Below are 24,771 nucleotides of genomic sequence, written 5' to 3' on the forward strand. Positions count from 1 at the left end.
TTTAAGTTAAGTTTTATTTCTTTATAGCCACGGTATCGGCAACGATATCATGCAGGGTCTGTTTCTTCGATGTCCAAATGCACAGCAAAAGCCCGATCCCTAGAGTTAGTAAAGAGAGGGGGGTGGAGAACGTTCTGGCAAGGGCTCGCAAAAAAGAGATACGTTGTCCTTTTGTATCCGTAATTTTGATTGACATGACCATTTTTCCCAGTGTTCCTTGCATTGAAGACGAGATCATTAACGCTTCGTAGAGCGTCAACACGGCTGAAAGAATAAGATCGTACGGATTAAACCAAGAAGCTGTTGTCGAAGCAGGCTGATGTTCGTATAAATAACTGAAAGGTGCGACCGGAGACGGAGTGCTTTTAAAGTAATTAAATATGAGAATCAGAGGTAAGAAGACCACGAAGTAATCAATTTGGCTGGCCGCCACTCTCCTCCAAAACCCCGCGTAAGGGGTTCTGGATTTGTTTTTAGCAGCGGAATTAGGTCTTCTGATGTTACTCCCCTGGCTCTCAGAGCCTTTTGGGATTGCCGACATTAAATCATTTGCGGTGTGGCTCGCAAACCGCCCTAATGGCTTAGCATCTCCCTGATGAGTCTTTTTGGACTTAGCATTTTTATACAGTTCAGTTTGATCTTGAGACAAGGTTACTTTTTGTACATGGTTAGGTAAGGGTTCTATTAATGGCTCAGGTATAGACTCCTGCTCCAGAAGTTCTCGCTCTCGCTCATCGTTTAAATCCAACGGCGTGGCACAGATCATACACAAATCATTGGATTGATTATTTTGGACACCGCACTCAGGACAAATTTTCATAAGATTCCTCCGAACAATAGCTTATAGAAGAAATTTCCTAAGCACATTGTACTATGAAACCAGGAATGCGAATAGAAAAAAAGCCTTAAATCATTCTCAACACGCGATGAAACCGATATCAAAAACAGTGTAGAATTTATGAACTTTTTAAGGAAAGCGTTTTAAAAACATGATACAATATTGTGGGTTTGAAATTATATGGAATTTTCGTACCCTTAATAACCGCCCGTTGATAGGAGGATTCTAGAGTGAATATCCATGAATATCAAGGAAAAGAAGTCCTAAAGCAATATGGAGTGACCGTTCCGCAAGGACGGGTGGCATTTACGGTGGATGAAGCCGTGGAAGCAGCCGAAGCACTGGGCAGCCCAGTGGTCGTGGTCAAAGCTCAAATTCATGCAGGTGGCCGCGGTAAAGCCGGCGGTGTCAAAGTAGCCAAAAATTTGGATGAAGTGCGTACCTACGCAAGTGAAATTCTCGGCAAGGTGTTGGTAACCCACCAGACTGGACCGGAAGGTAAGGAAGTCAAGCGTCTCTTGATTGAGCAGGGCTGTGACATCCGTAAAGAATATTATGTCGGCGTGGTCGTTGATCGTGCTACAGGCCGTGTAGTCCTGATGGCGTCGGAAGAAGGCGGCACGGAGATTGAAGAAGTTGCAGCTGCGACACCGGAGAAAATTTTCAAGGAAGTTGTGGACCCGGCTGTAGGACTTCAGACGTTCCAAGCCCGCAGATTGGCTTATGCTATCAATATTCCTAATGAACTTGTGGGCAAAGCTGTGAAGTTTATGCAGGCCCTTTATACGGCATTTATAGAAAAAGACTGCTCCATTGCCGAGATCAATCCGCTTGTCGTAACAGGTGACGGTGAGGTTATGGCCCTGGATGCGAAGCTTAACTTTGATTCCAATGCGCTGTTCCGCCACAAGGACATTCTGGCGCTCCGCGATCTGGAAGAAGAAGATGCCAAGGAGATCGAAGCATCCAAATTCGACCTGAGCTACATTGCACTTGATGGCAATATCGGCTGTATGGTTAATGGTGCCGGCCTTGCCATGGCGACGATGGATATTATTAAATATTACGGCGGAGACCCTGCCAACTTCCTGGATGTTGGGGGCGGTGCGACAGCTGAGAAAGTTACGGAAGCTTTCAAGATCATCCTGTCTGACAGCAAGGTGAAGGGGATCTTTGTTAATATCTTCGGCGGAATCATGCGCTGTGACGTTATTGCAGAAGGGATTGTTGAAGCCGCGAAGCAGGTGTCCTTGGACCGTCCGCTTGTGGTCAGACTCGAAGGCACCAATGTTGAACTCGGCAAAAAAATCTTGGCTGAATCGGGACTTGCTATCGTCTCTGCGGATTCCATGGCTGATGGAGCCCGCAAGATCGTAGAGCTCGTATCATAATACGGAATTTAGAAGGAGGCTTTGGATATGAGTATTTTGGTCGATAAAAATACAAAAGTTACCACCTCAGGTATTACGGGAGCAACCGGTCTTTACCATACAAGAGGGGGGCTTGAATACGGCACGCAGATGGTCGGCGGCGTAACTCCGGGCAAAGGCGGTACAAGCCTGGATATCACCCTTGAGAATGGCGAGACGGTAACCCTGCCGATCTTCAACTCGATTCGTGAAGCCAAGGCGGCTACAGGAGCAACTGCACACGTGATCTATGTGCCGCCAGCTTATGCCGCAGATTCCATTATGGAAGCTGTGGATGCGGAGATGGAACTGGTCATCTGTATAACAGAGGGCATTCCTGTACTCGATATGGTTAAGGTAAAACGTTACATGGAAGGCAAGAAGACTGTTCTGATCGGACCAAACTGTCCTGGAGTGATTACTCCTGGCGAATGCAAGATCGGAATCATGCCTGGATACATCCATACGCCGGGTCATGTCGGCGTAGTATCCCGAAGCGGGACCTTAACTTATGAAGCCGTTCACCAGCTTACTACCCGCGGGATTGGACAGTCCTCGGCGGTAGGTATCGGTGGTGACCCGGTTAAGGGCTCGGAGTTCATCGATATCCTGTCCCGGTTCAACGAAGATCCGGATACTTATGCTGTAATCATGATCGGTGAAATCGGGGGTACAGCTGAAGAGGAGGCTGCTGAGTGGGTTCGTGACAACATGAAGAAACCGGTTGTCGGATTCATTGGCGGAGTGACCGCGCCTCCAGGCAAACGCATGGGCCATGCGGGTGCGATTATTTCCGGTGGCAAAGGAACGGCCAAAGAGAAGATCGAGAAGCTTGAATCCTGCGGCATCAAGGTGGCTCCAACTCCAGCGGAGATGGGTTCCACTTTGGTCAGCGTTCTTGAAGAACGCGGGCTTCTCAGCCAGTGCACAACACACTAAGATAAGATTACCACGCGATATGGTTGAATACCCTGTATAATGGGTCACGAATCATAGAGTTTGGTCTTTAAGGTAAGCAACCTTTTTCTCCTTCTGGAGAGAGAGGTTGCTTTTTTACATAAATACGAATTATTGGGCCGCCTGCTGTGTTTAATAGAAGGAAGGAGATTAGGATGAAACTAAATAGAAGAAGGATACTGCTTGGACTGCATGAGAGCGCAGGGCTCGGATGGAGAAGTATTGAGAAAATATTATTGGGGAACCAGGATTGGGAGCATGCGGCAGAATTTTCGGCCCAGGATTGGGTTCACTCAGGACTGACGGAAGTACAAGCGAAGCGGATGACAGAAAATTTCAGTAACGAATGGATGGAACAAAGAGAGCAGCAGCTGCGTAATAAAGGAATAGACTGGATCACCTGTTTGGATGAGGATTATCCCATGTTAATGAAGGAAAGCGGCAGACCTCCTTGGGTCATGTACTTGCTTGGACGCCGAGAACTGCTGTCCTCCTTCTCCATAGCCATGGTCGGAACACGGGTGCCGACTGCTTATGGCCGCAAGGTGGCGGAGCAGCTGGCTGCCGATTTATGTCATAATGGGGTGACGGTTGTCAGCGGACTGGCAAGAGGAATCGACGGGGTATGCCATGAATCGGCACTCCGCTGCGGAGGACCGACAATTGCTGTGCTGGGGACTGCGATTGACAAGGCTTACCCACCCGAGCATAGCGGGTTATACCAGAGAGTTGCGGAGAAGGGTCTGATTGTGTCAGAATATCCTATTGGAACGCCTCCTCATCCGGGATTGTTTCCCCAGCGGAACCGCATTATTGCGGGACTTACGCGCGGGACCTTGGTCGTTGAAGCCGATGCCCGAAGTGGATCGCTGATCACAGCTGATGCGGCAATGGAAGCGAACCGGGATGTTTTTGCTGTTCCGGGGCAAATCACCTCGCCGAAGAGCTGCGGAACCTTGAATCTGATTAAGCAGGGGGCCAAAATGGTTACTTCTGCTCAGGATATTCTGGAGGAATACGGCAGAGTGGACCAGTTGAATCTGGCGGGCTTGGCTAGTATGAACGAAGGAAACAAGTTGACAGAACCAGAGCAGCGCATATACCATATGTTGGAGCAGGGGAGCGCAGGCCTCGACGCCCTTCTGTCGGCGACAGGCTGGGACTTTGGACTTTTGCACTCAGTTCTGTTATCTTTAATCATAAAAAAACAGGTTGTGCAATTACCTGGTTCAATTTACAAATTAATATAGTTTAGACACAGGTGAGGATTACGTAATTTAACTATATATGGTGTGAACTTAAATAAGATGCACCCCCATGGCTCTGCTGAGCCTCTAACTCTTATTTAGTAATGTTACGGAGCTTATACCCTATGGAGTGGATTTAAGTGGTTGTTTATTGTTTTGAGAGGAGGATGAACCTATGGCGGATTCACTTGTTATTGTCGAGTCGCCCGCGAAAGCGAAGACGATCGGCAAGTATTTAGGCAGTAAATATATCGTGAAAGCGTCAATGGGTCATGTTCGGGACTTGCCTAAGAGCCAAATCGGTGTAGAGGTTGAGAATGATTTTAACCCGAAATATATTACGATCCGCGGCAAAGGTTCTATATTGAAGGAACTGAAGGATGCCAGCAAAAAAGTTAAAAATATTTATCTGGCGGCTGACCCCGACCGCGAAGGAGAGGCGATTGCCTGGCATTTGGCGCATGTGCTCGATGTGGATGCATCCAAGAGCTGCAGGGTCGTCTTTAATGAGATTACTAAACAGGCGGTCAAGGATGCCTTTAAGACACCGCGCAAGATTAATATGGATCTGGTCAATGCCCAGCAGGCACGGCGTATTCTCGACCGTCTTGTAGGATATAAGATCAGCCCCCTGCTTTGGAAAAAGGTCAAGAAGGGCTTGTCTGCTGGGCGTGTTCAATCGGTGGCGGTCAAGATTATTCTGGACCGGGAGAATGAAATCTCCGAGTTCGTTCCGGAAGAATACTGGAGCATAACCGCTCTGCTGCAAATAGACGGCACCACCTTTGAAGCGAAATTTCACCGCTTCAAGGGAGAGAAGATGGACCTGTCTAATGAGGAACAGGTCAATCAAGTGCTTCAAAGCATTAAAGGGGCTTCTTTTAAGGTTAGTGAAGTTAAGGAGAAGGAGCGTCTACGCCACCCTTCGGCACCCTTCACCACCAGCTCCATGCAGCAGGAGGCTGCGAGAAAGCTCAATTTCCGGGCTTCCAAGACGATGTCGGTTGCCCAGCAGCTGTATGAAGGGGTCGAGCTTGGCAAGGAAGGAACCGTTGGTTTAATCACCTATATGCGTACAGACTCGACACGTATAGCAGTTTCAGCCCAGGAAGAGGCCAAGGAATATATTGTAGGTAAGTTTGGCGAACAATTCGTTCCTGAATCACCCCGCCAGTATTCTAAGAAGGCGGCGAATGCGCAAGAAGCGCATGAAGCGATCCGGCCGACATCCGCACTTCGGGATCCAGAGTCTATTAAATCTTTTTTGAGCAGAGATCAATATAGATTATACAAGCTGGTATGGGAACGTTTCATGGCCAGCCAGATGGCTTCGGCTGTTCTGGATACGCTTTCCGTAGATATTGCCGCAGGGGAGGCAACCTTCCGGGCTGTCGGGTCTAAGGTGAGATTTCCCGGGTTCATGAAGGTTTATGTGGAAGGCAATGACGACGGAACGACAGATGACGATAAGTTCCTTCCACCCCTAAAGTCTGGAGATGATCTTAAGACTGAGAAGATTGAACCTAAGCAGCATTTCACCCAGCCGCCTCCAAGATATACGGAAGCACGCCTAGTGAAGACGCTGGAGGAGCTTGGCATTGGTCGTCCAAGTACCTACGCTCCAACACTTGAGACGATCCAGAAGCGCGGTTATGTAGCCATTGAGGACAAGAAGTTCATGCCAACCGAACTCGGTGAGCTCGTAATTGAGCAGATGGAGCAGTTCTTCCCTGAAATCCTTGATGTGGAGTTCACCGCCCATATGGAGGGGGATCTCGACCATGTGGAAGAGGGCGAGGAAGACTGGGTCAGAGTCCTCAGTGAATTCTATGAGTCGTTTGAGAAGAGGCTCGAGGTCGCTGAGGAAGAGATGAAGGAGATCGAAATTGAGGATGAGGTATCCGATGAGATCTGCGAGAAGTGTGGGAAGCCGCTCGTCTATAAGCTTGGCAGATTCGGCAAGTTCCTGGCCTGCTCGGGCTTCCCGGATTGCCGGAATACCAAACCGATCGTTAAGGACATCGGGGTAACCTGTCCTAAATGTAAGGAAGGTCATGTTGTGGAACGCCGAAGCAAGAAAGGGCGTGTATTCTACGGCTGCGACCGTTATCCGGAATGTGATTTCGTCTCCTGGGATAAGCCGTCACCAAAGCCATGTCCAAAGTGCGGCTCCATGCTGGTGGAGAAGCGTAACAAGCAGGGGACCAAGCTTCAATGCACGGGTTGCGACTATGTTGAAGCTGTGGAAGACAACGAAGACGAAGCATCCGAGTAACCATACACTTCTCTTAGTGGGTGGCTTGGGAATTATCTAGGAGGTTATGAATTTGACAGATCAGACAAGGGTTACCGTGATTGGAGCCGGTCTTGCAGGCAGCGAAGCAGCCTGGCAGATCGCCAGCCGCGGTGTCCCTGTGACTCTATATGAAATGCGCCCGGTTGTGAAGACACCGGCCCACCATACAGACAAGTTTGCTGAATTGGTGTGCAGTAATTCACTACGGGCTAATGGCTTGACCAACGCTGTGGGTGTTCTGAAGGAGGAGATGCGCCGTCTGAATTCCCTGGTGCTGAGCTCAGCCGACAAGAATGCGGTTCCCGCGGGCGGCGCGCTTGCGGTAGACCGGGATGGGTTCTCCGGCGATATTACAAGAACTTTGCATGAGCACCCGCTGGTTACAGTCGTGAACGAGGAGCTCAAGGAAATTCCTTCTGAAGGGATCGTGGTGATCGCTACAGGACCGCTGACCTCACCTGCCTTATCCGAGCAGATCAAAGCGTTGACTGGTGAGGAGTATTTCTACTTCTATGACGCTGCGGCACCTATCGTAGAGAAAGATTCCATTGATATGGAGAAGGTGTACCTGGCCTCCCGATACGATAAAGGGGAAGCGGCATATCTTAACTGTCCGATGAATGAGCAGGAGTTCGATGCTTTTTATGAGGCTCTGATCTCGGCAGAGGTGGCTCAAGTCAAGGAATTCGAGAAGGAAATCTACTTTGAAGGCTGCATGCCGATTGAGATCATGATGAGACGCGGCAAGCAAACGGCCTTGTTCGGTCCGATGAAGCCGGTTGGTCTGGTTAACCCGCATACCGGGACGCTTCCGCATGCGGTGGTGCAGCTCCGTCAGGATAATGCCGCCGGAACCCTGTACAATCTGGTCGGCTTCCAGACCCATCTGAAATGGGGCGAGCAGAAGCGGGTATTCTCGATGATTCCTGGACTGGAAAATGCGGAGTTTGTCCGCTATGGCGTAATGCACCGCAACACATTTATAAATTCCCCTACTTTGCTGGAGCCGACCTATCAGTCCAAGAAGCGGCCTACGCTGTTTTTTGCCGGTCAGATGACTGGGGTGGAGGGTTATGTGGAGTCTGCGGCTTCCGGGCTTATTGCCGGCATCAACGCGGCTAGAGCAGCCCGTGACCAGGAGGGGATTGTATTCCCTGAGGACACAACCCTTGGCAGCATGGCGAGGTATATCACCACCGCTGACTTTAAACATTTTCAGCCGATGAATGCCAATTTCGGTCTATTCCCTAAGCTTGAGGAGAGATACCGGAAGAAGAGCGAGAAGAATGAGGCGCTTGCTCGCCGGGCCCTGAACAGCCTTGAGCAGTTTATAATTAGCCAATCCATATAAATATTATCCGGTTGCCGTCCTAATTCATTAGGACGGTGTATCTGTTTTGCGGTGTTGAAAGTATACATGTACTCATAAAGTAAGATGAGGTGATAACCATGGAAATGTCTTTTCATGCAACTACGATTTGTGCCGTTCGCCATAACGGTCAAGGGGCGATAGCCGGAGATGGCCAGGTTACTTTTGGTGAAAGTGTCATTATGAAACAGACGGCCAAGAAGGTAAGAAGGTTATACCGGGGTCAGGTATTGGCCGGATTTGCCGGTTCCGTGGCGGATGCCATTACGCTATTCGAGAAGTTTGAGGGGAAATTGGAGGAGCATCACGGCAACCTGCAGCGGGCTGCTGTCGAGCTGGCCAAGGACTGGCGTCAGGATAGAGTTCTGCGCAAGCTGGAGGCGTTAATGATTGTGATGGACAAAACCGGTATGCTTCTCATATCCGGAGGTGGAGAGATTATTGAACCGGATGATGACGTGCTTGCAATCGGTTCAGGGGGGAACTTTGCCTTGTCCGCGGCGCGGGCCCTTAAGCGTCACGCTGCGAGCCTGAGCGCTTCGGAGATGGCTAGGGAGTCGCTCAAGGTGGCTTCGGAAATATGCGTGTACACCAATGGTAACATCATCGTCGAAGAACTATAAGAACTTGAAGAGCCGGGAGGGAATTCGATGACAAATCAGGCTTTAACTCCAAGACAGATTGTAGCTGAATTGGATAAGTATATCGTCGGTCAAAAGCAGGCCAAAAAATCGGTGGCGGTCGCTCTGCGCAATCGGTACCGCCGGAGTCTGCTGGGTGAAGATGTCAGGGACGAGATCGTACCCAAAAATATTCTCATGATCGGGCCGACTGGAGTGGGGAAGACAGAGATTGCACGCCGGCTGGCGAAGCTGGTTAATGCGCCTTTTGTCAAAGTGGAAGCCACAAAATTCACCGAGGTTGGTTATGTGGGCCGTGATGTGGAGTCAATGGTGCGTGATTTAATTGAGACGTCCATCCGCATGGTCAAGCAGGAGCGTACAGAGAAAGTCAAAGACAAAGCCGAGGAGCTTGCCAACGAGCGGTTGGTCCAAATTCTGGTGCCGTCTCCGAGCAAGAACAAGAACCAGCGCAATCCGTTCGAGATGCTGTTCGGAAATCAGCAGGGGGGAACTCAGGCCCAAAGCAGCCAGGATGATTCTGAGGTGGAGAGCGGTGTAGCCGAGAAGAGAAGACAAGTGAGATTTAAATTGCTGGCCGGTCAGCTTGAGAATGATACCGTTGAGATCGATGTGGAGGACAATGCGCCTAACATGCTGGATATGTTCGCTGGCCAGGGCAATGACCAGATGGGGATGAATATGCAGGAAATGTTTGGAAGCCTTATGCCCAAACGGACCAAACGCCGCAAGCTGACCGTTAAGGAAGCGCGTAAAGTCCTCACGCAGGAGGAAGCCAACAAGCTCATTGATCACGATGATGTGGTCCAGGAATCCATCAGCCGTGCGGAACAGTCAGGCATTATCTTCATAGATGAAATCGACAAGGTGGCCAGCCGTGGGCAGGGCTCGGGGCCAGACGTATCCCGTGAAGGGGTACAGCGTGATATTCTGCCAATCGTGGAAGGTTCCACGATTATGACCAAATATGGCCCCGTCAAGACGGATTACGTGCTGTTCATCGCAGCCGGTGCTTTCCATGTCTCCAAGCCTTCGGATCTGATTCCCGAGCTTCAGGGGCGTTTTCCAATCCGGGTAGAGCTCAGCAGCTTGTCCCTGGATGACTTTGTATCTATACTGACCGAGCCGCAGAATGCGCTTACCAAACAGTATATTGATCTGCTCCGGACCGAGGATATCGAGATTGAGTTCTCCAGTGAAGCGATCCGGGAAATCGCCAGCATTGCGGCTTCAGTGAATGCGAGCACCGAGAATATCGGCGCGAGAAGACTGCATACGATCCTGGAGAAGCTGCTTGAGGACCTGAGCTTTGAAGCTCCGGAACTTACCCTGGACAAAATGGTAATTACCCCGCAATACGTAAATGAAAAGCTAGGGGATATTGCCAAAGACCGAGATTTGAGTCAATATATACTATAGTTCTTTTTTACAAGCAAGTTACCGACCAAGGTCCTGCAATCAGGACTAAAGGGTCGGTTTTTATTTTGCCGAAAAAAGAAGGACTAGATATGTCAAAAATTAGCGATAAAGATAGAATTCCGATAAATTATAGCTATTATTATATTAAATTACCAAATTTTTTAAAAAAATAGGGCTTTTTTCTCATTGTATTCTAGGCCATTCTCTACGAAACTTAGGATATATGACATTATTGGATGTTTTGTTATAATAGGCCAATAGAAATAGCAGTAATTCAGATGTTTTTGTCGAAAAAAAAGGAAAAATGACGTAGAATATGGTAATAGAATGTGGTAATAGATATACATGAAGATTACATGAAGATTTCATCGATCTGGGGGGACATTAACGTGCAGTTATTAAATGGTGCAGGATTCGAACGATTGGAGGGGGCTCTGAAGGCAGCTAATACTAGACAAAGTGTTGTTGCCAACAACATTGCCAATGTAGATACACCCTACTTCAAAAGATCTGAAGTTTCTTTCGAGAGCTTGCTGCAAAGTCAGATGGAAGACGGTACAATGGTTCTTCGGGGGAGACAGACAGATCCGAAGCATTTTGCAATCGGTCCTGTAAATAATGTGCCTGATGCACTAGTCACCACAGACCAATCGACTTCTATGAACAACAACCTGAACAATGTGGATATTGACTCCGAGATGTCCTCACTCGCTGAGAACCAGCTTAGATATAATGCATACATTGAGCAGCTTAACAGCAGAATCAAAATGATGCGAACTGCCGTGGAAGGGAGAGCTTGAATTTGAAACTTAACAACAGCTTTGGAATTAGTTCTTCAGCACTAACTGCCCAAAGGCTCCGGATGGATGTAATTTCCTCAAACATTGCCAATGCGGAGACCACCCGGGCTCAGGTGGTAAATGGTCAAGCAGTCCCATACCGCCGGAAGATGGTAGTGATGAGTCCCAACGAAACCGAGTTCGGGCAGATGTTGAATACAGCTATGAACGGACAAAGCAAGGTAGGTCAAGGTGTAAAGGTAACCGCCATTCAGGAAGATCAGACAGCATTTAAGCCAGTATATAATCCTTCGAGTCCAGATGCGGATAAAGATGGTTATGTATATATGCCAAATGTAGACGTACTTAAAGAAATGGTAGACATGATCTCGGCAACCCGTTCTTATGAAGCTAACGTGACCGCACTAAACGCTTCTAAATCCATGGAAACGAAAGCACTGCAGATTGGGAAATAGACAAAATAGAACAGGTTAGGAGAGTGTCACATGATTCAGAATACTGTAGCAAGTGCAATTAAGCCTCTGGAACTAGTCCAACCCCAAGCCAAGTCCACACCGGCTACTCCATCAGAGACGGTCAAGGACTTTGGATCCTTCCTCAAAGACGCCATAGACGGTGTCGCCAATCAAGAACAAAACGCCCAGAAGATGGGAGATAAGTATCTTACAGGCCAAGTCGACGTAGATCAGGTCATGATCGCCTCTGAACAAGCTCTATTGAGTTTACAGCTCACTTCGCAGGTCCGTAACAAGGTGATTGAAGCTTACCAGGAGATTATGCGAACGCAAATGTAATTCAATTTAGCAAAAGTTTCGGATGAGGTGACGATGTGAATGAGAGAATTGCCCAGTACAGAGATAAAATAAGCCAGTACTGGAACCATTTTACCAAAAAACAAAAAATCCTATTGATATCTACCGTTTCCATCATTCTGCTAGCCATCATTCTACTCACGATGCAGTTCTCGAAGACTCAATATGAGGTAGCATTTACTAATCTGGATTCAACGGATGCGGCAGGGATTATTAATTACCTAGAGACAAGTAAAATTCCGTACCAGCTGAGCGCGGATGGCAAGAGTATCTCAGTGCCAAGCACACAGGCTGCCCGTGCCAAAGTGGATGTCGGCTCACAGGGAATTGTGAAGAACGGATCCATCGGCTTCGCCGGAACGTTCGGATCAAGCTCATCTCCGATTGGAATGACGGACAATGAGTTTAATGTAAAGTATAAGACGGCCTTAAACGGTGAAGTCGAACAGCTGCTCACCAACATGCAGGGAGTAAGCGGGGCAAAGGTGTTAATCAACCTGCCTGCCGAAAACGTGTTTGCAAGCCCGGATGAGCAGGAGAAAGCATCAGCATCTGTAGTGCTGAGTTTCAAACCAGGCTTTCGTCCTGATCAGAGCGCGGTAGACGGTTATTATAACTTGATTAAAACCGCGGTTCCTAATCTGCCGATTGATAATATCACGGTGACCAGCAGTGACGAGAATGAGCTTCTTGCCACAGGAAAAGGCGGTAAGGCGGGCAGCCTGACCGGAGCCGTACAGGAGAACATGCAGCTTCAGAAGAAATTTGAAAACGATGTGCGCCAAAGCGTCCAACAGTTTCTTTTAAAGCTTACAGGACCTGACAAAGTAAACGTTCTAGTGGCTTCTAAGCTGAATTTCGACCAAGTGAGCCAGAAAGAAAATCTGGTGACTCCGGTAGATACGGAGAACATGAAAGGGATCGAGATCAGTGCTCAGAAGATCCAGAAAAGTTACACAGGTCAAGGCACCCCTAACGGAGGTGTTGCAGGAACGGGTCAAACAGACGTACCGGCTTATCCGGGAACTTCAAGTTCCTCGAATACCTCATCAGATGAAAGCACGTCAACAATCAACTATGAGGTTAACCGAATTAGCAAGGAAATTGTGCAAAGTCCCTATACTGTAAAAGATTTAACCATTAATGTGATGGTTGAACCACCTGCCGGAAAAAATTCTTTGGATACGGCTACCCGGGATGCGATCCAAAATGTACTTAAGAATATTGTAGCCTCATATTTGGCTGATTCTGGTATTACTTATACAGACGCTGATTTGATAAAAAAAGTTTCGGTCTTCTCGCAAGCATTTGGCACAGACACCGCAACAGCCAGTGGTTTAAGCTGGTCAAGCCCGATCGTATGGGGCATAGGTGCAGCTCTTCTCCTTGCCGGAGCAGGAATCGGATACTTAATTTATCGGCGCCGCCGGGCCAATCAGGAAGAAGAGATCGAAGAAGATGTTCCTCTTGCCATGCCAACAGAGTTTCCGTCCATTAATTTGGAATCTGTTACTAACGAAAATCATGTTCGCAAACAACTGGAAACGTTGGCGAAGAAAAAGCCGGATGAGTTCGTTAACCTACTTCGGACCTGGCTGGCTGATGAATAGAGGTGAGCGTATTGTCAAAAACACTTAATCAAGGAATGAACGGGAGACAGAAGGCGGCCTTGCTTCTGATCTCACTGGGACCGGAGGTCTCCGCCCAAATCTTCAAACATCTGCGTGATGATGAAATCGAACAGCTGACCCTCGAAATTGCGAACGTTCGTAACGTTAGCAGTACAGAGAAGGAAATGATCCTTGCTGAGTTTCATCAAATCTGCATGGCTCAGGAATACATCTCCCAAGGTGGTATCAATTACGCCAAAGAGATTCTGGAGAAAGCACTGGGCACACAGAAAGCTTACGATATTATCAACAGACTGACGGCGACGCTGCAGGTGAGACCTTTCGATTTTGCCCGCAAGGCTGAGCCAAACCAGATTTTGAACTTTATACAAAATGAGAACGCTCAAACTATAGCATTAGTTTTATCTTATTTGCAATTTGAACAGGCTGCTGTCATTTTATCTTCTCTACCTCAGGAGAAACAAGCAGAAGTGGCCCGCAGAATCGCTGTGATGGATAGTACTTCACCGGAGGTTATTGCTCAGGTCGAGCGTGTGCTGGAGCAAAAACTGTCGGCAACGGTAACTCAGGATTACACAAGCGCAGGCGGTATCGAATCGATCGTTCAGATTCTGAACGGTGTAGACCGCGGAACCGAGCGGACAATTCTGGATTCCCTGGAAATCCAGGACCCAGAGCTTGCGGAAGAAATCAAGAAGCGGATGTTCGTATTCGAGGACATCGTCAACGTGGACAACCGTTCTATTCAACGTATTATCCGGGATATCGAGAACGCGGATTTGCAGCTTGCGCTTAAAGTGGCAAGTGAAGAAGTTCGGGAAGCCGTATTCCGCAACATGTCGAAGCGGATGTCGGATACGTTTAAGGAAGAAATGGAATACATGGGCCCTGTAAGGCTGCGTGACGTTGAGGAAGCTCAGACCCGGATTGTAGCAACGATCCGCAGACTTGAAGAATCAGGTGAAATCATAATCGCCCGTGGCGGAGGAGATGACATCATTGTCTAATCTGATCAAATCTACTCAGTACGTTCCTGTCGAGATGCTGAAGCAGCTTGATCTATCCAAGCATTACCCGCATCCGGCGGATCAGGATTCCGTGGACAGTCAGCCGTATTCCTATGCGGCTGAGATGAACCGCCTGAAGAATGAGGAAGCCGAGGAAACCCGCAGAGTAATGCTGAACGACGCCAAGGAATTTGCGGAAAGACAAATTCGGGAAGCGTCGGAGGAAGCGGAGCGGATTCTTGCTGAAGCCAAAGAGCAGATTGAGCTTTGGTGGCAGGAACGCAGGGAGCAGGATGAGCATTTGGTCGAGGCTGTGAAGGCAGAAGGATTCAATCAAGGGTATGAGGAAGGCAAGGAACATGCATTAAGCTCACTTGAGGCGGAAATTAACGGCATGATGGAAGAGGCTCGCAGTGTTCTGGAGCAGGCCTATCAGGCCAAAGAGCAGATCATTCAGGAAGCCGAACCATTCCTCGTCGATCTCAGCACTTCGATTGCCGAGAAGGTCATTGAGAAACAGCTTAGTCTGGAGCCTGATTATATGATGGATCTGATTAGGAGAAGCTTGGCAAGGAAGCGGGATCAGGGCATTCTGACCCTGTGTGTGGCTCCGTCACAGTTCAACTTTATCCAGAGCGCCCGCGAGGAATTGAGTCTTGCGATTGATTCCCAGGCCGAACTGCAGATTCTTCCGGATTCAACGGTGAAGGATCGTGGATGTGTAATCCGCTCCTCATTCGGAAGCATCGACGCAAGAATTGATACCCAGCTCACTGAGATTAAGAAAGAGCTGATGCGGATTTCACTCCAGGGAGATGAGCGGGGACAGCAGCATGAAGAAGCTTAATTCCGACCGGTATATCGAACACTTGAAGCAGTTGGATCCCGTAAGAGTTAACGGGAAGGTAACCCAGGTCATTGGGCTGATGGTTGAGTCCGAAGGCCCTGACGCCAGCATTGGGGATGTTTGTTACATCTATCCGACGAAATCTTCTGTCCCGCTGCAGGCTGAGGTTGTCGGCTTCCGGGACAATAAAGTGCTGCTTATGCCCCTTGGGGAACTGCAGTCCATTGGTCCAGGCTGTGATGTGGTAGGGACTGGCAAACCGCTGAGTGTTCAAGTCGGTTCCGAACTGCTGGGAAAAGTGCTGGATGGTCTTGGGCAACCGCTTGACGGTTCCATGCTGCCTTCCAGAATGGGTCATTATTCTACGTATAACAAGCCAACCAACCCTCTTAACAAGCCCAGGGTCAAAGATCCGATCAGCATCGGAGTCCGGGCGATCGACGGGCTGCTGACTATAGGCAAAGGACAGCGTGTAGGTATTTTTGCCGGCTCTGGGGTGGGAAAGAGTACCTTGATGGGCATGATTGCGAGAAACACTTCAGCGGATGTCAATGTTATCGCGTTAATTGGAGAACGTGGTCGCGAGGTGCTGGACTTCATTGAACGTGATCTTGGACCGGAGGGTCTGGAAAGATCCGTGGTGATTGTGGCCACGTCCGACCAGCCTGCTCTGATCCGGATGAAGGGTGCCCTCATTGCAACGACCATCGCTGAGTACTTCCGTGACCGGGGAATGAACGTCATGCTTATGATGGACTCGGTGACCCGGTATGCGATGGCGCTTCGTGAGGTTGGGCTTGCGATCGGCGAGCCTCCGGCGATGCGTGGATACACACCATCCGTTTTTGCGGCGCTGCCGAAGCTGCTGGAGAGAGCGGGAACCGGGCCGACGGGTTCGATTACTGCCTTTTACACGGTTCTGGTCGATGGGGACGATATGAATGAGCCTATCGCTGACGCTGTGCGGGGGATCCTGGACGGGCATATTGTACTCAACCGGAATATTGCGAACAAAGGCCACTTCCCGGCGATTGATATTCTTGCAAGCATCAGCCGGGTGATGAAGGATATCTCTCCTGAGGATCAAATCGAGGCGGCCGACAATCTGAAACGTCTAATGTCAGTCTACAAGGATTCAGAGGATCTGATTAACATCGGCGCTTACCAAAGGGGCTCGAACGCTGACATCGATGAATCCATTGATGCAATTCAGAGCATATGGGATTTCACCAAACAAAAGGTGCACGAGAAAGTTACGCTTGAGGAATCTGTGGAACGTTTGATTTCAGAATTTGTGGGGAGATGACCGTAAAACATGAATTTCAAGTATATGTATCAGAAAGTGGTCGATTTGAAATCGAATGAGAAGACTCAAGCGGAATGGATGCTGTCCGCGGCGATTGGTGAACTTCAAGCCGAACAGCGCACTTTGGAGCAATTGATGGAAGACAAGGCAAGAGCGAATGACGCCATGCTGTCGGAAGGCGGGTCCTCCATGCTTCGGCTGCAGGAACTGCAGCGTTATGTGGAGCATTTGGACCGCTGCATTAAGAAGAAGCTTGAGGATATCGAAAGTGCTGAGATCAATGTGGAACACAAGAAATCGCAGTTAAGCTCCCGGCTGCTCGACGAGAAGGTGTGGCTCAAGGCAAAAGAAAAGGCGAAAACCGCATTTGAGCAGCAGATCCTGCTCCGGGAACAAAATGAGCTCGATGAGATGGCCACCGTCCGCTTTGCCATGAAAGCCCGGTAAGACGGGCAGACTTGAGTCAGGTAAAGGAGGGATAGAGTTGGCAAAAGTGGTAGTGGAAGAAGAGGAGAAGGAATCCGGCGGCAGAGGCTTTGCAAAATTTCTGTTTATCGTTACGCCGATTCTGTTCACTGTGGTTCTGGTTGGAGTTCTGCTGACCCTATTTAATGTGAACTTTAAGAATGAATTTCTTAGAATCGGCAACAGTATTCCAATTGTGAAGGACTGGATTCCTGATCCGAGCACCAGTGCGAAACAGGCAGAAAGCTCAGAGGAAACAATCAAAGGACTCAAAGAGCAGGTATCCGAAAAGGATGCGAATCTCAAGAAAGCTAACGACGAGGCGAAAGCCCAGGCAGATAAGGTTAAGGAGCTTGAGGCCAAGCTGGACGAAGCGAATCAGTCGGTCAGCGATAAAAAGGCCGAAGAGGCTGTTAAGCAGGCCAGTGATTATGACAAAGAAGTGAAGAAGCTGGCTAATCTGTATGGATCGATGAATCCAGGCAAAGCTGCAGCGATTCTAAATAATTTGACAACCGAAGAGACGGTTCAAATGCTTTCGGTCATGAGCAATGAGAGCAAGGCAGCGATCCTGGAGAAGATGGATCCTCAGAAGGCGGCCGATGTCTCCATTCTGCTGAAAGATGTCAAGCCGTCAGAGGACATGGCCATCGCAGCGCTTCAATCAAGATTGAAGAAGGATGCAGCCAATACTGCAGACACCACAGCTAAGAGCACAACCGGACTTACGGATGACCAAATCGGTAAGACGTTTGCTGCTATGACACCAGATAGCGCCGCCAAGCTTCTGCTTGAGACGGATAAGACAAGTCCTGATAAGACACTGAAAATTCTCAGATCGGTGGATGATGCTTCCAGATCCAAAATTTTGGGAGCCATGAACGACGCGGATAAGACCCGGGCAGCCAAGATATTGAATAAGTTGTTGACCAAATAACAAATCATCCATGACATCCAAATTGTTGAAAGGAGGTGAAAAATTACATGAGCTTAATTATGAATTCGTCTATGGGAAATACAGCACCTGCGCCAGCCCAAGGTCAAGCAGCTGGAAAGGCAGCCCAGGCAGCGGGTGGAAGTGCTCAACCAGCGCAGGGAGCAGCTCCTACCTTTAATCAGACACTTGTTCAAATGCTGCTTGGAGCCTTAGGCGGACAAGCGGTACCTGTTCAGGCGACTAATACTGCCAGTCCTCAGGGTACGGTGTCCTCGGGTACAGATGCCGCTGGACAGAGTGACTCTGAATCTGCGGTGCAGAATTCAGGGCTGCAAATGCTGTCGGACCTGCTTCAGGGAGTTGATAGTCTGGATGAGGCGATCGCTGCCGATCCATCCATGATGGCTATGCTCCAGGGCTGGCTTCAACAGCTGCAGAGTCTAATCCAGCAGATGGCCTCAGCAGGTGATCAATCAGCCAGTGGAGAATCCGATGCTTCGGATCAGGAACTCCCGGTTATTGCCCAGCATGCGGAAACTTTGCGGTTTGCTGTTCAGGATGGTTTGCAGCAGCTATTTGCGCAGATGCAAATGCAGCCGGAAGCCGCTGGTAAAAATCTGCCACAGATCCAGGCGCTTCTACAAACTCTTGGCAATGTACTGCCACAGAATTCGGGATTGAAACAGGGAACTGGTACTCAAGCGACAAGCTCATTAACTGGGCCAACTATAACAGCAGCTGATCTTTCTAAAGTACTCCAAGGTTTAAAGGACCCGGTGAATGCGCAAATGCAGGGCCAGACCAGCTCTGATGCGGATTCTCAGGCAACACCTGCTGTTGTCATGAACATGAGCAAGAATGCGGTTCACAAAACGGATAACGTTAATGCTGTGTCAGCTAAGGCGCAAAGTTTGACTTCTGCCCAAGAAGACTCTGCTGCGGAAGGCGTGGATAAAACCACGGATGCCAATGCGGTTGTAACCGCAGGACAGCTGCAGATGAAGGATAGCGGCGTTCAACTTGCCAAGCCCGTGCAGGCGGCGGTGCATGTAGAGCAATTTGCCAAGGAAATGAGCGGCTTTGTGGTAAACAAGCTGGAGTTTGTGAAGCAGCATGGAATGACCGAAGCGACCATTTCTCTTTTCCCTGAGCATTTGGGTCAGGTTGATGTGAAGATTACGATGCAAAACGGACATTTGATTGCCCAATTTGCAACAGAGCATGCTTTTGCCAAGGATTCGCTCGAACAGCAGATGAATCAGCTTCGCTCCGCGCTTCAAGCTCAAGGCATCCAGGTCGAGAAGCTGGAGGTTACACAGAACCAGTCTTTATCCTCCCATATGTATCATGATGGAAGACAACCTGGAAGCGGCACGGGCCAGCAGAAGAATAATGGCAAACAGCGTGAAGCCACAGGAGAAGATGCACTCGCTGCTGCAGATATGACCGAAGAGTGGAACGAGTGGATCCGCGAAGTCCGTTCCAAGGAAGAGGATTACGGAAGCTCTTTTGTCGCCAGAGCATAATAAGTCAGCACCCATCACACAGAAAGGAGGCATAACATGGCAGACATCACCCAGACCAATGTAACTTGGCCCAATTATTCCAAGGAAAATGTAGCAAAGGCCGCAACCAAGAACAACCAGACTATGGGCAAGGATCAGTTCCTTAAAATTCTTGTTACCCAGCTTGGCAATCAGGACCCGATGCAGCCTCTTGAGGACAAGGAGTTCATTGCCCAGATGGCGCAATTTACTTCCGTGGAGCAGCTGATGAATATCTCGGGCCAGTTAACCGCCATGAATCAGAATCTTGGCAACTTATCCGGGTTAATCGGTAAAGAGGTAACTTGGCTGGACAGCACTGAAATGGGCGAGTATGACATCGAGACAGGAAAGCCGATCGTCTCCACCACGACGTCCAGCGGGACTGTGGATTCCATCGTGATCCGAGGCGGTGTACAGTACGCTAAGGTTGGCGATAAGGAAGTGGCCATAGACAAGATCACCAAAATCAACAACGCAAAAGAGACGGCACCGGCAGCAAATGCCAACGGGTCGGGACAATCATGAATGATCCGATCTCAGTAGGGCGCTTATACCCGGGCAAAATCCCGCCAAGTACGCTGCAGCGAAGCAAACCGGCAACGGGTGGCGGACAGCAGCAGGTATCGTTCCAGAATTTACTGAACGACCAGATTGTGAAGTTCAGCAATCATGCCGTCAAACGGCTGGAACAGCGGGGAATCAAGCTTAAACCTGAACAGTTGGAGCAGATTGGCTCTGCCATTGACAACGCGGCTGCTAAAGGATCGAAAGATTCATTGATTCTTATGAAAGATATGGCGCTGATTGTCAATGTAAATAACAGGACTGTAGTTACGGCCATGGATGGCAGCAGCATGAAAAATAATGTTTTTACACAAATCGATAGTGCCGTGATTATTCAATAGTCAACTGACTTGGCTGGCCCGGATTCGGAAGCCAAGCTAAGCTGCCGATCGACTGAAGCAGCTTACAAGGTCCAACACTTAAGGAGGAATTATTTAATGTTAAGATCCATGTATTCGGGTGTATCAGGTATGCGCGGTTTCCAAACCAAGCTTGATGTGATTGGTAACAATATTGCGAACGTAAATACCGTAGGTTTTAAATCGGGCCGGGTTATGTTCAAAGATATTATGAGCCAGACCGTGTCGGGGGTTACTACTCCAGAAGCTGGAACTAAGGGTGGGGTTAACTCCAAACAAATTGGTCTTGGTACTTCCATCGGTTCAGTGGATACCCTTCATACCGGGGGGAGCGCGATGACCACCAACAACCCGCTTGATATGCGTATTGATGGAGATGGTTTCTTTGCAGTGAAATTAACGGGTTCCCAAACTGATTTCTACCTCACCCGTGCTGGTGACTTTCACCTGGACGCTACCAGAAACCTGGTTACTTCGGACGGTATGCTGGTATGCAATTCAGATGGGGAGCCGATCAAGCTCGAAGATAACACAACTGCATTCACCATCGGGCTGGATGGAACGATTCAGCAGAAGCTGGATGACGGAACCACCAATGGCGATGTCAAAATCGGCGTTGTAAAAGTAACGAATCCAGAAGGGTTGGAGAAAATGGGTGGAAGCTTGTATCGTTACACACCAAATGCGAATGTGGATTTCCCTACCGCAGGTGTAGCTAACGATTCAACTACAGGCACCGGCGCAATTGTAGCCGGACAACTGGAAATGTCCAATGTGGATCTGACCGGTGAGTTCACCGAGATGATCGTCGCTCAGCGCGGCTTCCAGGCTAACTCCCGCATTATTACCACTTCCGATGAAGTGCTGCAGGAAGTAGTTAACCTGAAACGTTAATCTTAAGTACCGGGGGAGGGCACCCCCCTCCTTCGGGAACTTTTATGGAGGGTCGCCATGATTGCTGTCACACGTTTAAACGGTTCACCCATGTGGCTTAACGCACTGTTGATTGAGACCGTTGAAGAAACCCCCGATACTTATATCACACTGGTTACAGGGAAACGGTTTATCGTATTGGAGAAGTCAGCCGAGATTGTGCAGATGGTGAAGACGTACTACTCGGAAATCGGCATCCATGCGGCAACAATTAAAGTGCAACAAACGGAGGAATTATTATGAAGAAAATGGCGCCATGGATAATCACGATTCTGCTTGCTTTGATTCTGGTCGTGATGGCAGCCTACCTGGTAATGACGATGAACAACAACAAGAACAGCAGCTCGTCAACTAATGCCGCTTCGAAGACTGAAGAGAAGAAGACCTTAAGTGCGGATGAACTCGTTGAAGTGACTAGCACGATGGAGGATGTTAAGACAAATCTCTCAGACCCGAACTATGTTGTAGTCATGAATTTTGCATTTCAAATGAATAATTCCAAGACTAAGGTAGCCTTCGACAAAATTAAAGATTTCAACGCTAAATCCATAATTATCAAAACGCTGGCGGATACGAAGCCGGCTGACCTGACTGGCGCCAAGGGAAAGGACCAGTTGGCTAACAAGCTTATGAATCTGATTAACCAGACACTCCCGGAAGGGAACATAGTTCAAATCGATATTACTAATTTTATTATGACCGCCATCTAGCATATCGATAGAATAGATCCTTAAAGGGGGTGAGATAGTTGGTAGATGTACTGTCCCAGAATGAGATTGACGCCTTGCTTGCAGCACTCTCTTCCGGCGAAATGGATGCAGAAGAACTTAAAAAAGAAGATACGCAGAAGAAGATCAGGGCTTATGATTTCAAAAGAGCCGTCAGGTTCTCCAAAGATCATATTCGCAGCTTAACCCGAATACATGAGAATTTTGCAAGGTACCTTACCACCTATTTCTCCGCCCAGCTAAGAACCTTTGTGCAGATCAATGTTGTTCAGGTCGAACAGCTGCCGTACGACGAGTTCATCCGCTCGATTCCAAAAATGACGATTTTGAACATTTTTGAAGCGGAGCCGCTTGAGGGCAGAATGGTGCTGGAGGTTCATCCCAACGTGGCATTTGCCATGCTGGACAGGCTGCTCGGAGGAATTGGAACGGCTCCTTCCAAAATTGGCAATCTGACAGAAATAGAAACGATCATCATGGAACGGATTTTCAGCAGAGCCTTTGAAAGTCTGCAGGAAGCCTGGAAGACGGTCATTGATATTTCACCGCGAATGGAAGCACTTGAGACCAACCCGCAATTTATGCAAATTGTGTCACCCAATGAGACCATTGCGCTGATCTCGCTGAGCACCAAAATCGGGGATACCTCGGGAATGATTAATCTTTGTATACCTCATGTTGTTATTGAGCCTATTATGCCGAAGCTTTCTGTACACCATTGGTTTGTATCACAGAAGAAATCCCGGGCTCCGGAAGAAGTGGATGCGCTGAAACATCGGGTTAGCAAAGCTGAATTACCGATTATTGCCGAACTAGGGGAGTCTCAGCTGTCCATACGTGAGTTCCTGGGACTTACGGTGGGTGATGTAATCACACTGAACAAACCGGTGCAGGAGGGGCTTTCCATCCGTGTTGGTGAGAGATTGAAGTATATCGGCAGTCCTGGCACACTGAAGGACCGTGTCGCCGTTCAAATTGATGAGATTGTCAATGAAGGAGTTGAAGGTTTTGACGAGTAAAGACTATTTGTCCCAGGAAGAGATCGATGCTCTGCTGAAGCAGGCTGGGCAGGGTGGTTCTGATGAGAAGACGGTGGACGATTATTTGTCAGCGCTTGAACAAGACGCATTAGGCGAGATCGGGAACATCACGTTTGGCAGTGCGGCTACCGCCCTATCTACACTGCTAAGCATGAAAGTGGACATTACCACACCGAAAGTCTCCATTATTACCAGGGAGCGCTTTGAGTCCGAGTTCCCTAAGCCGCATGTGGCTGTCCATGTTAATTATGTAGACGGGTTCGAGGGAATTAACTCTTTGGTTATCAAGACCAGAGATGCCCAGGTTATAGCCGATCTTATGCTTGGAGGCAACGGCAATCCGGCAGATGAAGAGCTTAATGAAATTCATGTAAGTGCCGTGCAAGAAGCGATGAATCAAATGATGGGCTCTTCAGCGACTTCCATGTCAACGATATTCAACCGGTTTGTTAATATTTCGCCGCCGGGTATCGACATATTGAATATGGAAAGTGGAGATGGAGTTAACAGCCTTCCGCCCGATGAGACGCTGATAAAAATATCTTTCCGGCTCACCATCGGAGATTTGATTGATTCGACGATCATGCAGCTTCTTCCGGTACAGTTCGCCAAGGATATGGTTAACAGCCTGATTGGCGGCGGATCGTCCGAGCCAGCTCCGGCTAAGAAAGAAAGCGCACCTGCGGCCGAGGCGCCATCCGCGCCAGTGAATCAAGCGCCGCCAGCCGCATATCAGCAGCCTGCACCTACAGGCCAGCCGCCAATGCAGCAGCAGCCGGTACAGCCGCCTTATCAGCCGCCGATGCAGCCGCAGCAGGATTATTACCCGGGGCCGCAGTATCCGCAGGACCGTCCTTATGCGGAGCCTCAACATTATGGCGGTGTACCGAACCGGAATTACAATGTGCAGCCTGTTCAATTCTCGAATCTGCAAGCCCCTTCCATGGGACATGTAGACGAAAATAATTTGAACTTACTGATGGACATTCCCCTTAAAGTCACCGTAGAATTAGGAAGGACCCAAAAACAAATAAAGGATATCTTAGAACTTTCACAAGGATCCATTATCGAATTAGACAAGCTGGCTGGTGAACCTGTCGACATCTTGGTGAACAACAAACTAATCGCTAAAGGTGAAGTAGTCGTTATTGATGAGAATTTCGGCGTACGCGTCACAGATATCGTAAGCCAGTGGGACCGCATTCAAAAATTACAATAGAGAAGGTTAGGGAGGATTTAAATCAATGGCAAATCGAATTCTTATCGTGGACGATGCTGCATTTATGCGTATGATGATCAGGGACATCCTGACTAAAAATGGTTTTGAGGTAGTAGGTGAAGCTCAAGATGGCGCTCAAGCAATTGAGAAGTACAAAGAGCTTCGTCCAGACCTGATTACTATGGATATCACGATGCCTGAAATGGACGGGATTGCCGCTCTTAAGGAAATCAAAAAGATGGATGCAGGCGCAAAAGTGATTATGTGCTCCGCGATGGGACAGCAGGCTATGGTTATTGACGCCATTCAGGCCGGCGCCAAAGACTTCATCGTTAAGCCTTTCCAATCCGACCGTGTGGTGGAAGCAATCAACAAAACACTGGGCGTGTAGGAACGGCCT

General features: G+C 48.7%; 26 protein-coding genes. 25 read left to right on the top strand and 1 reads right to left on the bottom strand.

The window, feature by feature from the left end:
* Positions 1-13: 13 nt before the first annotated feature.
* Positions 14-820 (bottom strand): RDD family protein, encoded by an 807-nt coding sequence (locus KJS63_RS08505; protein ID WP_213618732.1) that lies wholly within the window; start codon positions 818-820, stop codon positions 14-16.
* Between the two features lie 248 nt (positions 821-1,068).
* Here KJS63_RS08505 and sucC point away from each other — a divergent pair, with 248 nt between their 5' ends.
* The 25 genes from sucC to KJS63_RS08630 all read left to right on the top strand — a co-directional run bounded on the left by sucC (position 1,069) and on the right by KJS63_RS08630 (position 24,762).
* Positions 1,069-2,229 carry an ADP-forming succinate--CoA ligase subunit beta gene (gene sucC / locus KJS63_RS08510; protein WP_068619374.1) on the top strand — a complete coding sequence of 387 codons (1,161 nt, stop codon included), beginning with the start codon at positions 1,069-1,071 and terminating at the stop codon, positions 2,227-2,229.
* Between the two features lie 27 nt (positions 2,230-2,256).
* Complete coding sequence (gene sucD / locus KJS63_RS08515) at positions 2,257-3,186, top strand: succinate--CoA ligase subunit alpha (RefSeq protein ID WP_068619372.1); 930 nt, start codon at positions 2,257-2,259, stop codon at positions 3,184-3,186.
* 173 nt (positions 3,187-3,359) lie between these two features.
* On the top strand, positions 3,360-4,454 hold the full coding sequence (gene dprA / locus KJS63_RS08520; protein WP_213618733.1) for a DNA-processing protein DprA: 1,095 nt from the start codon (positions 3,360-3,362) through the stop codon (positions 4,452-4,454).
* Positions 4,455-4,626: 172 nt separating this feature from the next.
* Positions 4,627-6,726, top strand: coding sequence for a type I DNA topoisomerase (gene topA, locus KJS63_RS08525; RefSeq protein ID WP_213618734.1), 2,100 nt, complete (start codon positions 4,627-4,629; stop codon positions 6,724-6,726).
* 46 nt (positions 6,727-6,772) lie between these two features.
* The gene (trmFO, locus tag KJS63_RS08530) at positions 6,773-8,098 is read left to right on the top strand and encodes a methylenetetrahydrofolate--tRNA-(uracil(54)-C(5))-methyltransferase (FADH(2)-oxidizing) TrmFO (protein WP_374706264.1); all 1,326 of its coding nucleotides are present in this window, start codon (positions 6,773-6,775) and stop codon (positions 8,096-8,098) included.
* Between the two features lie 98 nt (positions 8,099-8,196).
* Positions 8,197-8,739: an ATP-dependent protease subunit HslV gene (hslV, locus tag KJS63_RS08535; protein WP_068619363.1), complete on the top strand. Its 543-nt coding sequence runs from the start codon at positions 8,197-8,199 to the stop codon at positions 8,737-8,739.
* A 27-nt stretch (positions 8,740-8,766) separates the two neighbouring features.
* Positions 8,767-10,176, top strand: coding sequence for an ATP-dependent protease ATPase subunit HslU (gene hslU, locus KJS63_RS08540; RefSeq protein ID WP_213618736.1), 1,410 nt, complete (start codon positions 8,767-8,769; stop codon positions 10,174-10,176).
* A 389-nt stretch (positions 10,177-10,565) separates the two neighbouring features.
* A complete protein-coding gene (flgB, locus tag KJS63_RS08545; protein WP_068619359.1) occupies positions 10,566-10,976 on the top strand; it encodes a flagellar basal body rod protein FlgB in 411 nt (136 codons plus the stop codon).
* Positions 10,977-10,978: 2 nt separating this feature from the next.
* Positions 10,979-11,431, top strand: coding sequence for a flagellar basal body rod protein FlgC (flgC, locus tag KJS63_RS08550; protein ID WP_213618738.1), 453 nt, complete (start codon positions 10,979-10,981; stop codon positions 11,429-11,431).
* A 30-nt stretch (positions 11,432-11,461) separates the two neighbouring features.
* Positions 11,462-11,770, top strand: coding sequence for a flagellar hook-basal body complex protein FliE (fliE, locus tag KJS63_RS08555; RefSeq protein WP_068619356.1), 309 nt, complete (start codon positions 11,462-11,464; stop codon positions 11,768-11,770).
* Positions 11,771-11,805: 35 nt separating this feature from the next.
* Entirely contained in the window at positions 11,806-13,398 is a 1,593-nt protein-coding gene (gene fliF, locus KJS63_RS08560) for a flagellar basal-body MS-ring/collar protein FliF (protein WP_213618739.1), read from the top strand.
* A gap of 35 nt (positions 13,399-13,433) precedes the next feature.
* Complete coding sequence (fliG, locus tag KJS63_RS08565) at positions 13,434-14,426, top strand: flagellar motor switch protein FliG (RefSeq protein WP_374706273.1); 993 nt, start codon at positions 13,434-13,436, stop codon at positions 14,424-14,426.
* The gene (locus tag KJS63_RS08570; RefSeq protein ID WP_213618740.1) at positions 14,419-15,273 is read left to right on the top strand and encodes a FliH/SctL family protein; all 855 of its coding nucleotides are present in this window, start codon (positions 14,419-14,421) and stop codon (positions 15,271-15,273) included. The genes fliG and KJS63_RS08570 overlap by 8 nt, the downstream gene beginning before the upstream one ends.
* A complete protein-coding gene (fliI, locus tag KJS63_RS08575) occupies positions 15,260-16,579 on the top strand; it encodes a flagellar protein export ATPase FliI (protein ID WP_213618741.1) in 1,320 nt (439 codons plus the stop codon). The genes KJS63_RS08570 and fliI overlap by 14 nt, the downstream gene beginning before the upstream one ends.
* A gap of 9 nt (positions 16,580-16,588) precedes the next feature.
* Positions 16,589-17,026 carry a flagellar export protein FliJ gene (gene fliJ, locus KJS63_RS08580; RefSeq protein ID WP_213618742.1) on the top strand — a complete coding sequence of 146 codons (438 nt, stop codon included), beginning with the start codon at positions 16,589-16,591 and terminating at the stop codon, positions 17,024-17,026.
* Positions 17,027-17,072: 46 nt separating this feature from the next.
* Positions 17,073-17,981: a MotE family protein gene (locus KJS63_RS08585; RefSeq protein WP_306432895.1), complete on the top strand. Its 909-nt coding sequence runs from the start codon at positions 17,073-17,075 to the stop codon at positions 17,979-17,981.
* A gap of 47 nt (positions 17,982-18,028) precedes the next feature.
* Positions 18,029-19,507, top strand: coding sequence for a flagellar hook-length control protein FliK (locus KJS63_RS08590; protein WP_213618744.1), 1,479 nt, complete (start codon positions 18,029-18,031; stop codon positions 19,505-19,507).
* A gap of 36 nt (positions 19,508-19,543) precedes the next feature.
* Positions 19,544-20,053, top strand: coding sequence for a flagellar hook capping FlgD N-terminal domain-containing protein (locus tag KJS63_RS08595; RefSeq protein WP_213618745.1), 510 nt, complete (start codon positions 19,544-19,546; stop codon positions 20,051-20,053).
* On the top strand, positions 20,050-20,433 hold the full coding sequence (locus KJS63_RS08600; protein WP_068619337.1) for a TIGR02530 family flagellar biosynthesis protein: 384 nt from the start codon (positions 20,050-20,052) through the stop codon (positions 20,431-20,433). The genes KJS63_RS08595 and KJS63_RS08600 overlap by 4 nt, the downstream gene beginning before the upstream one ends.
* Before the next feature lie 96 nt (positions 20,434-20,529).
* Positions 20,530-21,345 carry a flagellar basal body rod protein FlgG gene (flgG, locus tag KJS63_RS08605; protein ID WP_068619335.1) on the top strand — a complete coding sequence of 272 codons (816 nt, stop codon included), beginning with the start codon at positions 20,530-20,532 and terminating at the stop codon, positions 21,343-21,345.
* A 57-nt stretch (positions 21,346-21,402) separates the two neighbouring features.
* Positions 21,403-21,627 (top strand): flagellar FlbD family protein, encoded by a 225-nt coding sequence (locus KJS63_RS08610; protein ID WP_068619333.1) that lies wholly within the window; start codon positions 21,403-21,405, stop codon positions 21,625-21,627.
* Positions 21,624-22,094 (top strand): flagellar basal body-associated FliL family protein, encoded by a 471-nt coding sequence (locus tag KJS63_RS08615; RefSeq protein ID WP_068619331.1) that lies wholly within the window; start codon positions 21,624-21,626, stop codon positions 22,092-22,094. The genes KJS63_RS08610 and KJS63_RS08615 overlap by 4 nt, the downstream gene beginning before the upstream one ends.
* A 38-nt stretch (positions 22,095-22,132) precedes the next feature.
* Positions 22,133-23,131 (top strand): flagellar motor switch protein FliM, encoded by a 999-nt coding sequence (gene fliM, locus KJS63_RS08620; protein ID WP_068619329.1) that lies wholly within the window; start codon positions 22,133-22,135, stop codon positions 23,129-23,131.
* Positions 23,121-24,371 carry a flagellar motor switch phosphatase FliY gene (fliY, locus tag KJS63_RS08625; protein WP_213618746.1) on the top strand — a complete coding sequence of 417 codons (1,251 nt, stop codon included), beginning with the start codon at positions 23,121-23,123 and terminating at the stop codon, positions 24,369-24,371. The genes fliM and fliY overlap by 11 nt, the downstream gene beginning before the upstream one ends.
* A 25-nt stretch (positions 24,372-24,396) precedes the next feature.
* On the top strand, positions 24,397-24,762 hold the full coding sequence (locus KJS63_RS08630) for a response regulator (RefSeq protein WP_068619324.1): 366 nt from the start codon (positions 24,397-24,399) through the stop codon (positions 24,760-24,762).
* Positions 24,763-24,771 lie beyond the last annotated feature (9 nt).

The organism is Paenibacillus sp. J22TS3, assembly GCF_018403205.1.
Lineage (GTDB): Bacteria > Bacillota > Bacilli > Paenibacillales > Paenibacillaceae > Fontibacillus > Fontibacillus tuaregi.

Excerpts from the sequence above, each read along its gene's own strand:
- KJS63_RS08600 (WP_068619337.1), top strand. The coding sequence starts at position 20,050 with ATGAATGATCCGATCTCAGTAGGGCGCTTATACCCGGGCAAAATCCCG.
- topA (WP_213618734.1), top strand. The coding sequence starts at position 4,627 with ATGGCGGATTCACTTGTTATTGTCGAGTCGCCCGCGAAAGCGAAGACG.
- hslV (WP_068619363.1), top strand. The coding sequence starts at position 8,197 with ATGGAAATGTCTTTTCATGCAACTACGATTTGTGCCGTTCGCCATAAC.
- fliG (WP_374706273.1), top strand. The coding sequence starts at position 13,434 with ATGAACGGGAGACAGAAGGCGGCCTTGCTTCTGATCTCACTGGGACCG.
- sucD (WP_068619372.1), top strand. The coding sequence starts at position 2,257 with ATGAGTATTTTGGTCGATAAAAATACAAAAGTTACCACCTCAGGTATT.
- KJS63_RS08630 (WP_068619324.1), top strand. The coding sequence starts at position 24,397 with ATGGCAAATCGAATTCTTATCGTGGACGATGCTGCATTTATGCGTATG.
- KJS63_RS08610 (WP_068619333.1), top strand. The coding sequence starts at position 21,403 with ATGATTGCTGTCACACGTTTAAACGGTTCACCCATGTGGCTTAACGCA.
- fliI (WP_213618741.1), top strand. The coding sequence starts at position 15,260 with ATGAAGAAGCTTAATTCCGACCGGTATATCGAACACTTGAAGCAGTTG.
- fliE (WP_068619356.1), top strand. The coding sequence starts at position 11,462 with ATGATTCAGAATACTGTAGCAAGTGCAATTAAGCCTCTGGAACTAGTC.
- fliJ (WP_213618742.1), top strand. The coding sequence starts at position 16,589 with ATGAATTTCAAGTATATGTATCAGAAAGTGGTCGATTTGAAATCGAAT.
- hslU (WP_213618736.1), top strand. The coding sequence starts at position 8,767 with ATGACAAATCAGGCTTTAACTCCAAGACAGATTGTAGCTGAATTGGAT.
- KJS63_RS08505 (WP_213618732.1), bottom strand. The coding sequence starts at position 820 with ATGAAAATTTGTCCTGAGTGCGGTGTCCAAAATAATCAATCCAATGAT.
- KJS63_RS08590 (WP_213618744.1), top strand. The coding sequence starts at position 18,029 with ATGAGCTTAATTATGAATTCGTCTATGGGAAATACAGCACCTGCGCCA.
- dprA (WP_213618733.1), top strand. The coding sequence starts at position 3,360 with ATGAAACTAAATAGAAGAAGGATACTGCTTGGACTGCATGAGAGCGCA.
- KJS63_RS08595 (WP_213618745.1), top strand. The coding sequence starts at position 19,544 with ATGGCAGACATCACCCAGACCAATGTAACTTGGCCCAATTATTCCAAG.
- KJS63_RS08615 (WP_068619331.1), top strand. The coding sequence starts at position 21,624 with ATGAAGAAAATGGCGCCATGGATAATCACGATTCTGCTTGCTTTGATT.
- flgG (WP_068619335.1), top strand. The coding sequence starts at position 20,530 with ATGTTAAGATCCATGTATTCGGGTGTATCAGGTATGCGCGGTTTCCAA.
- trmFO (WP_374706264.1), top strand. The coding sequence starts at position 6,773 with ATGAATTTGACAGATCAGACAAGGGTTACCGTGATTGGAGCCGGTCTT.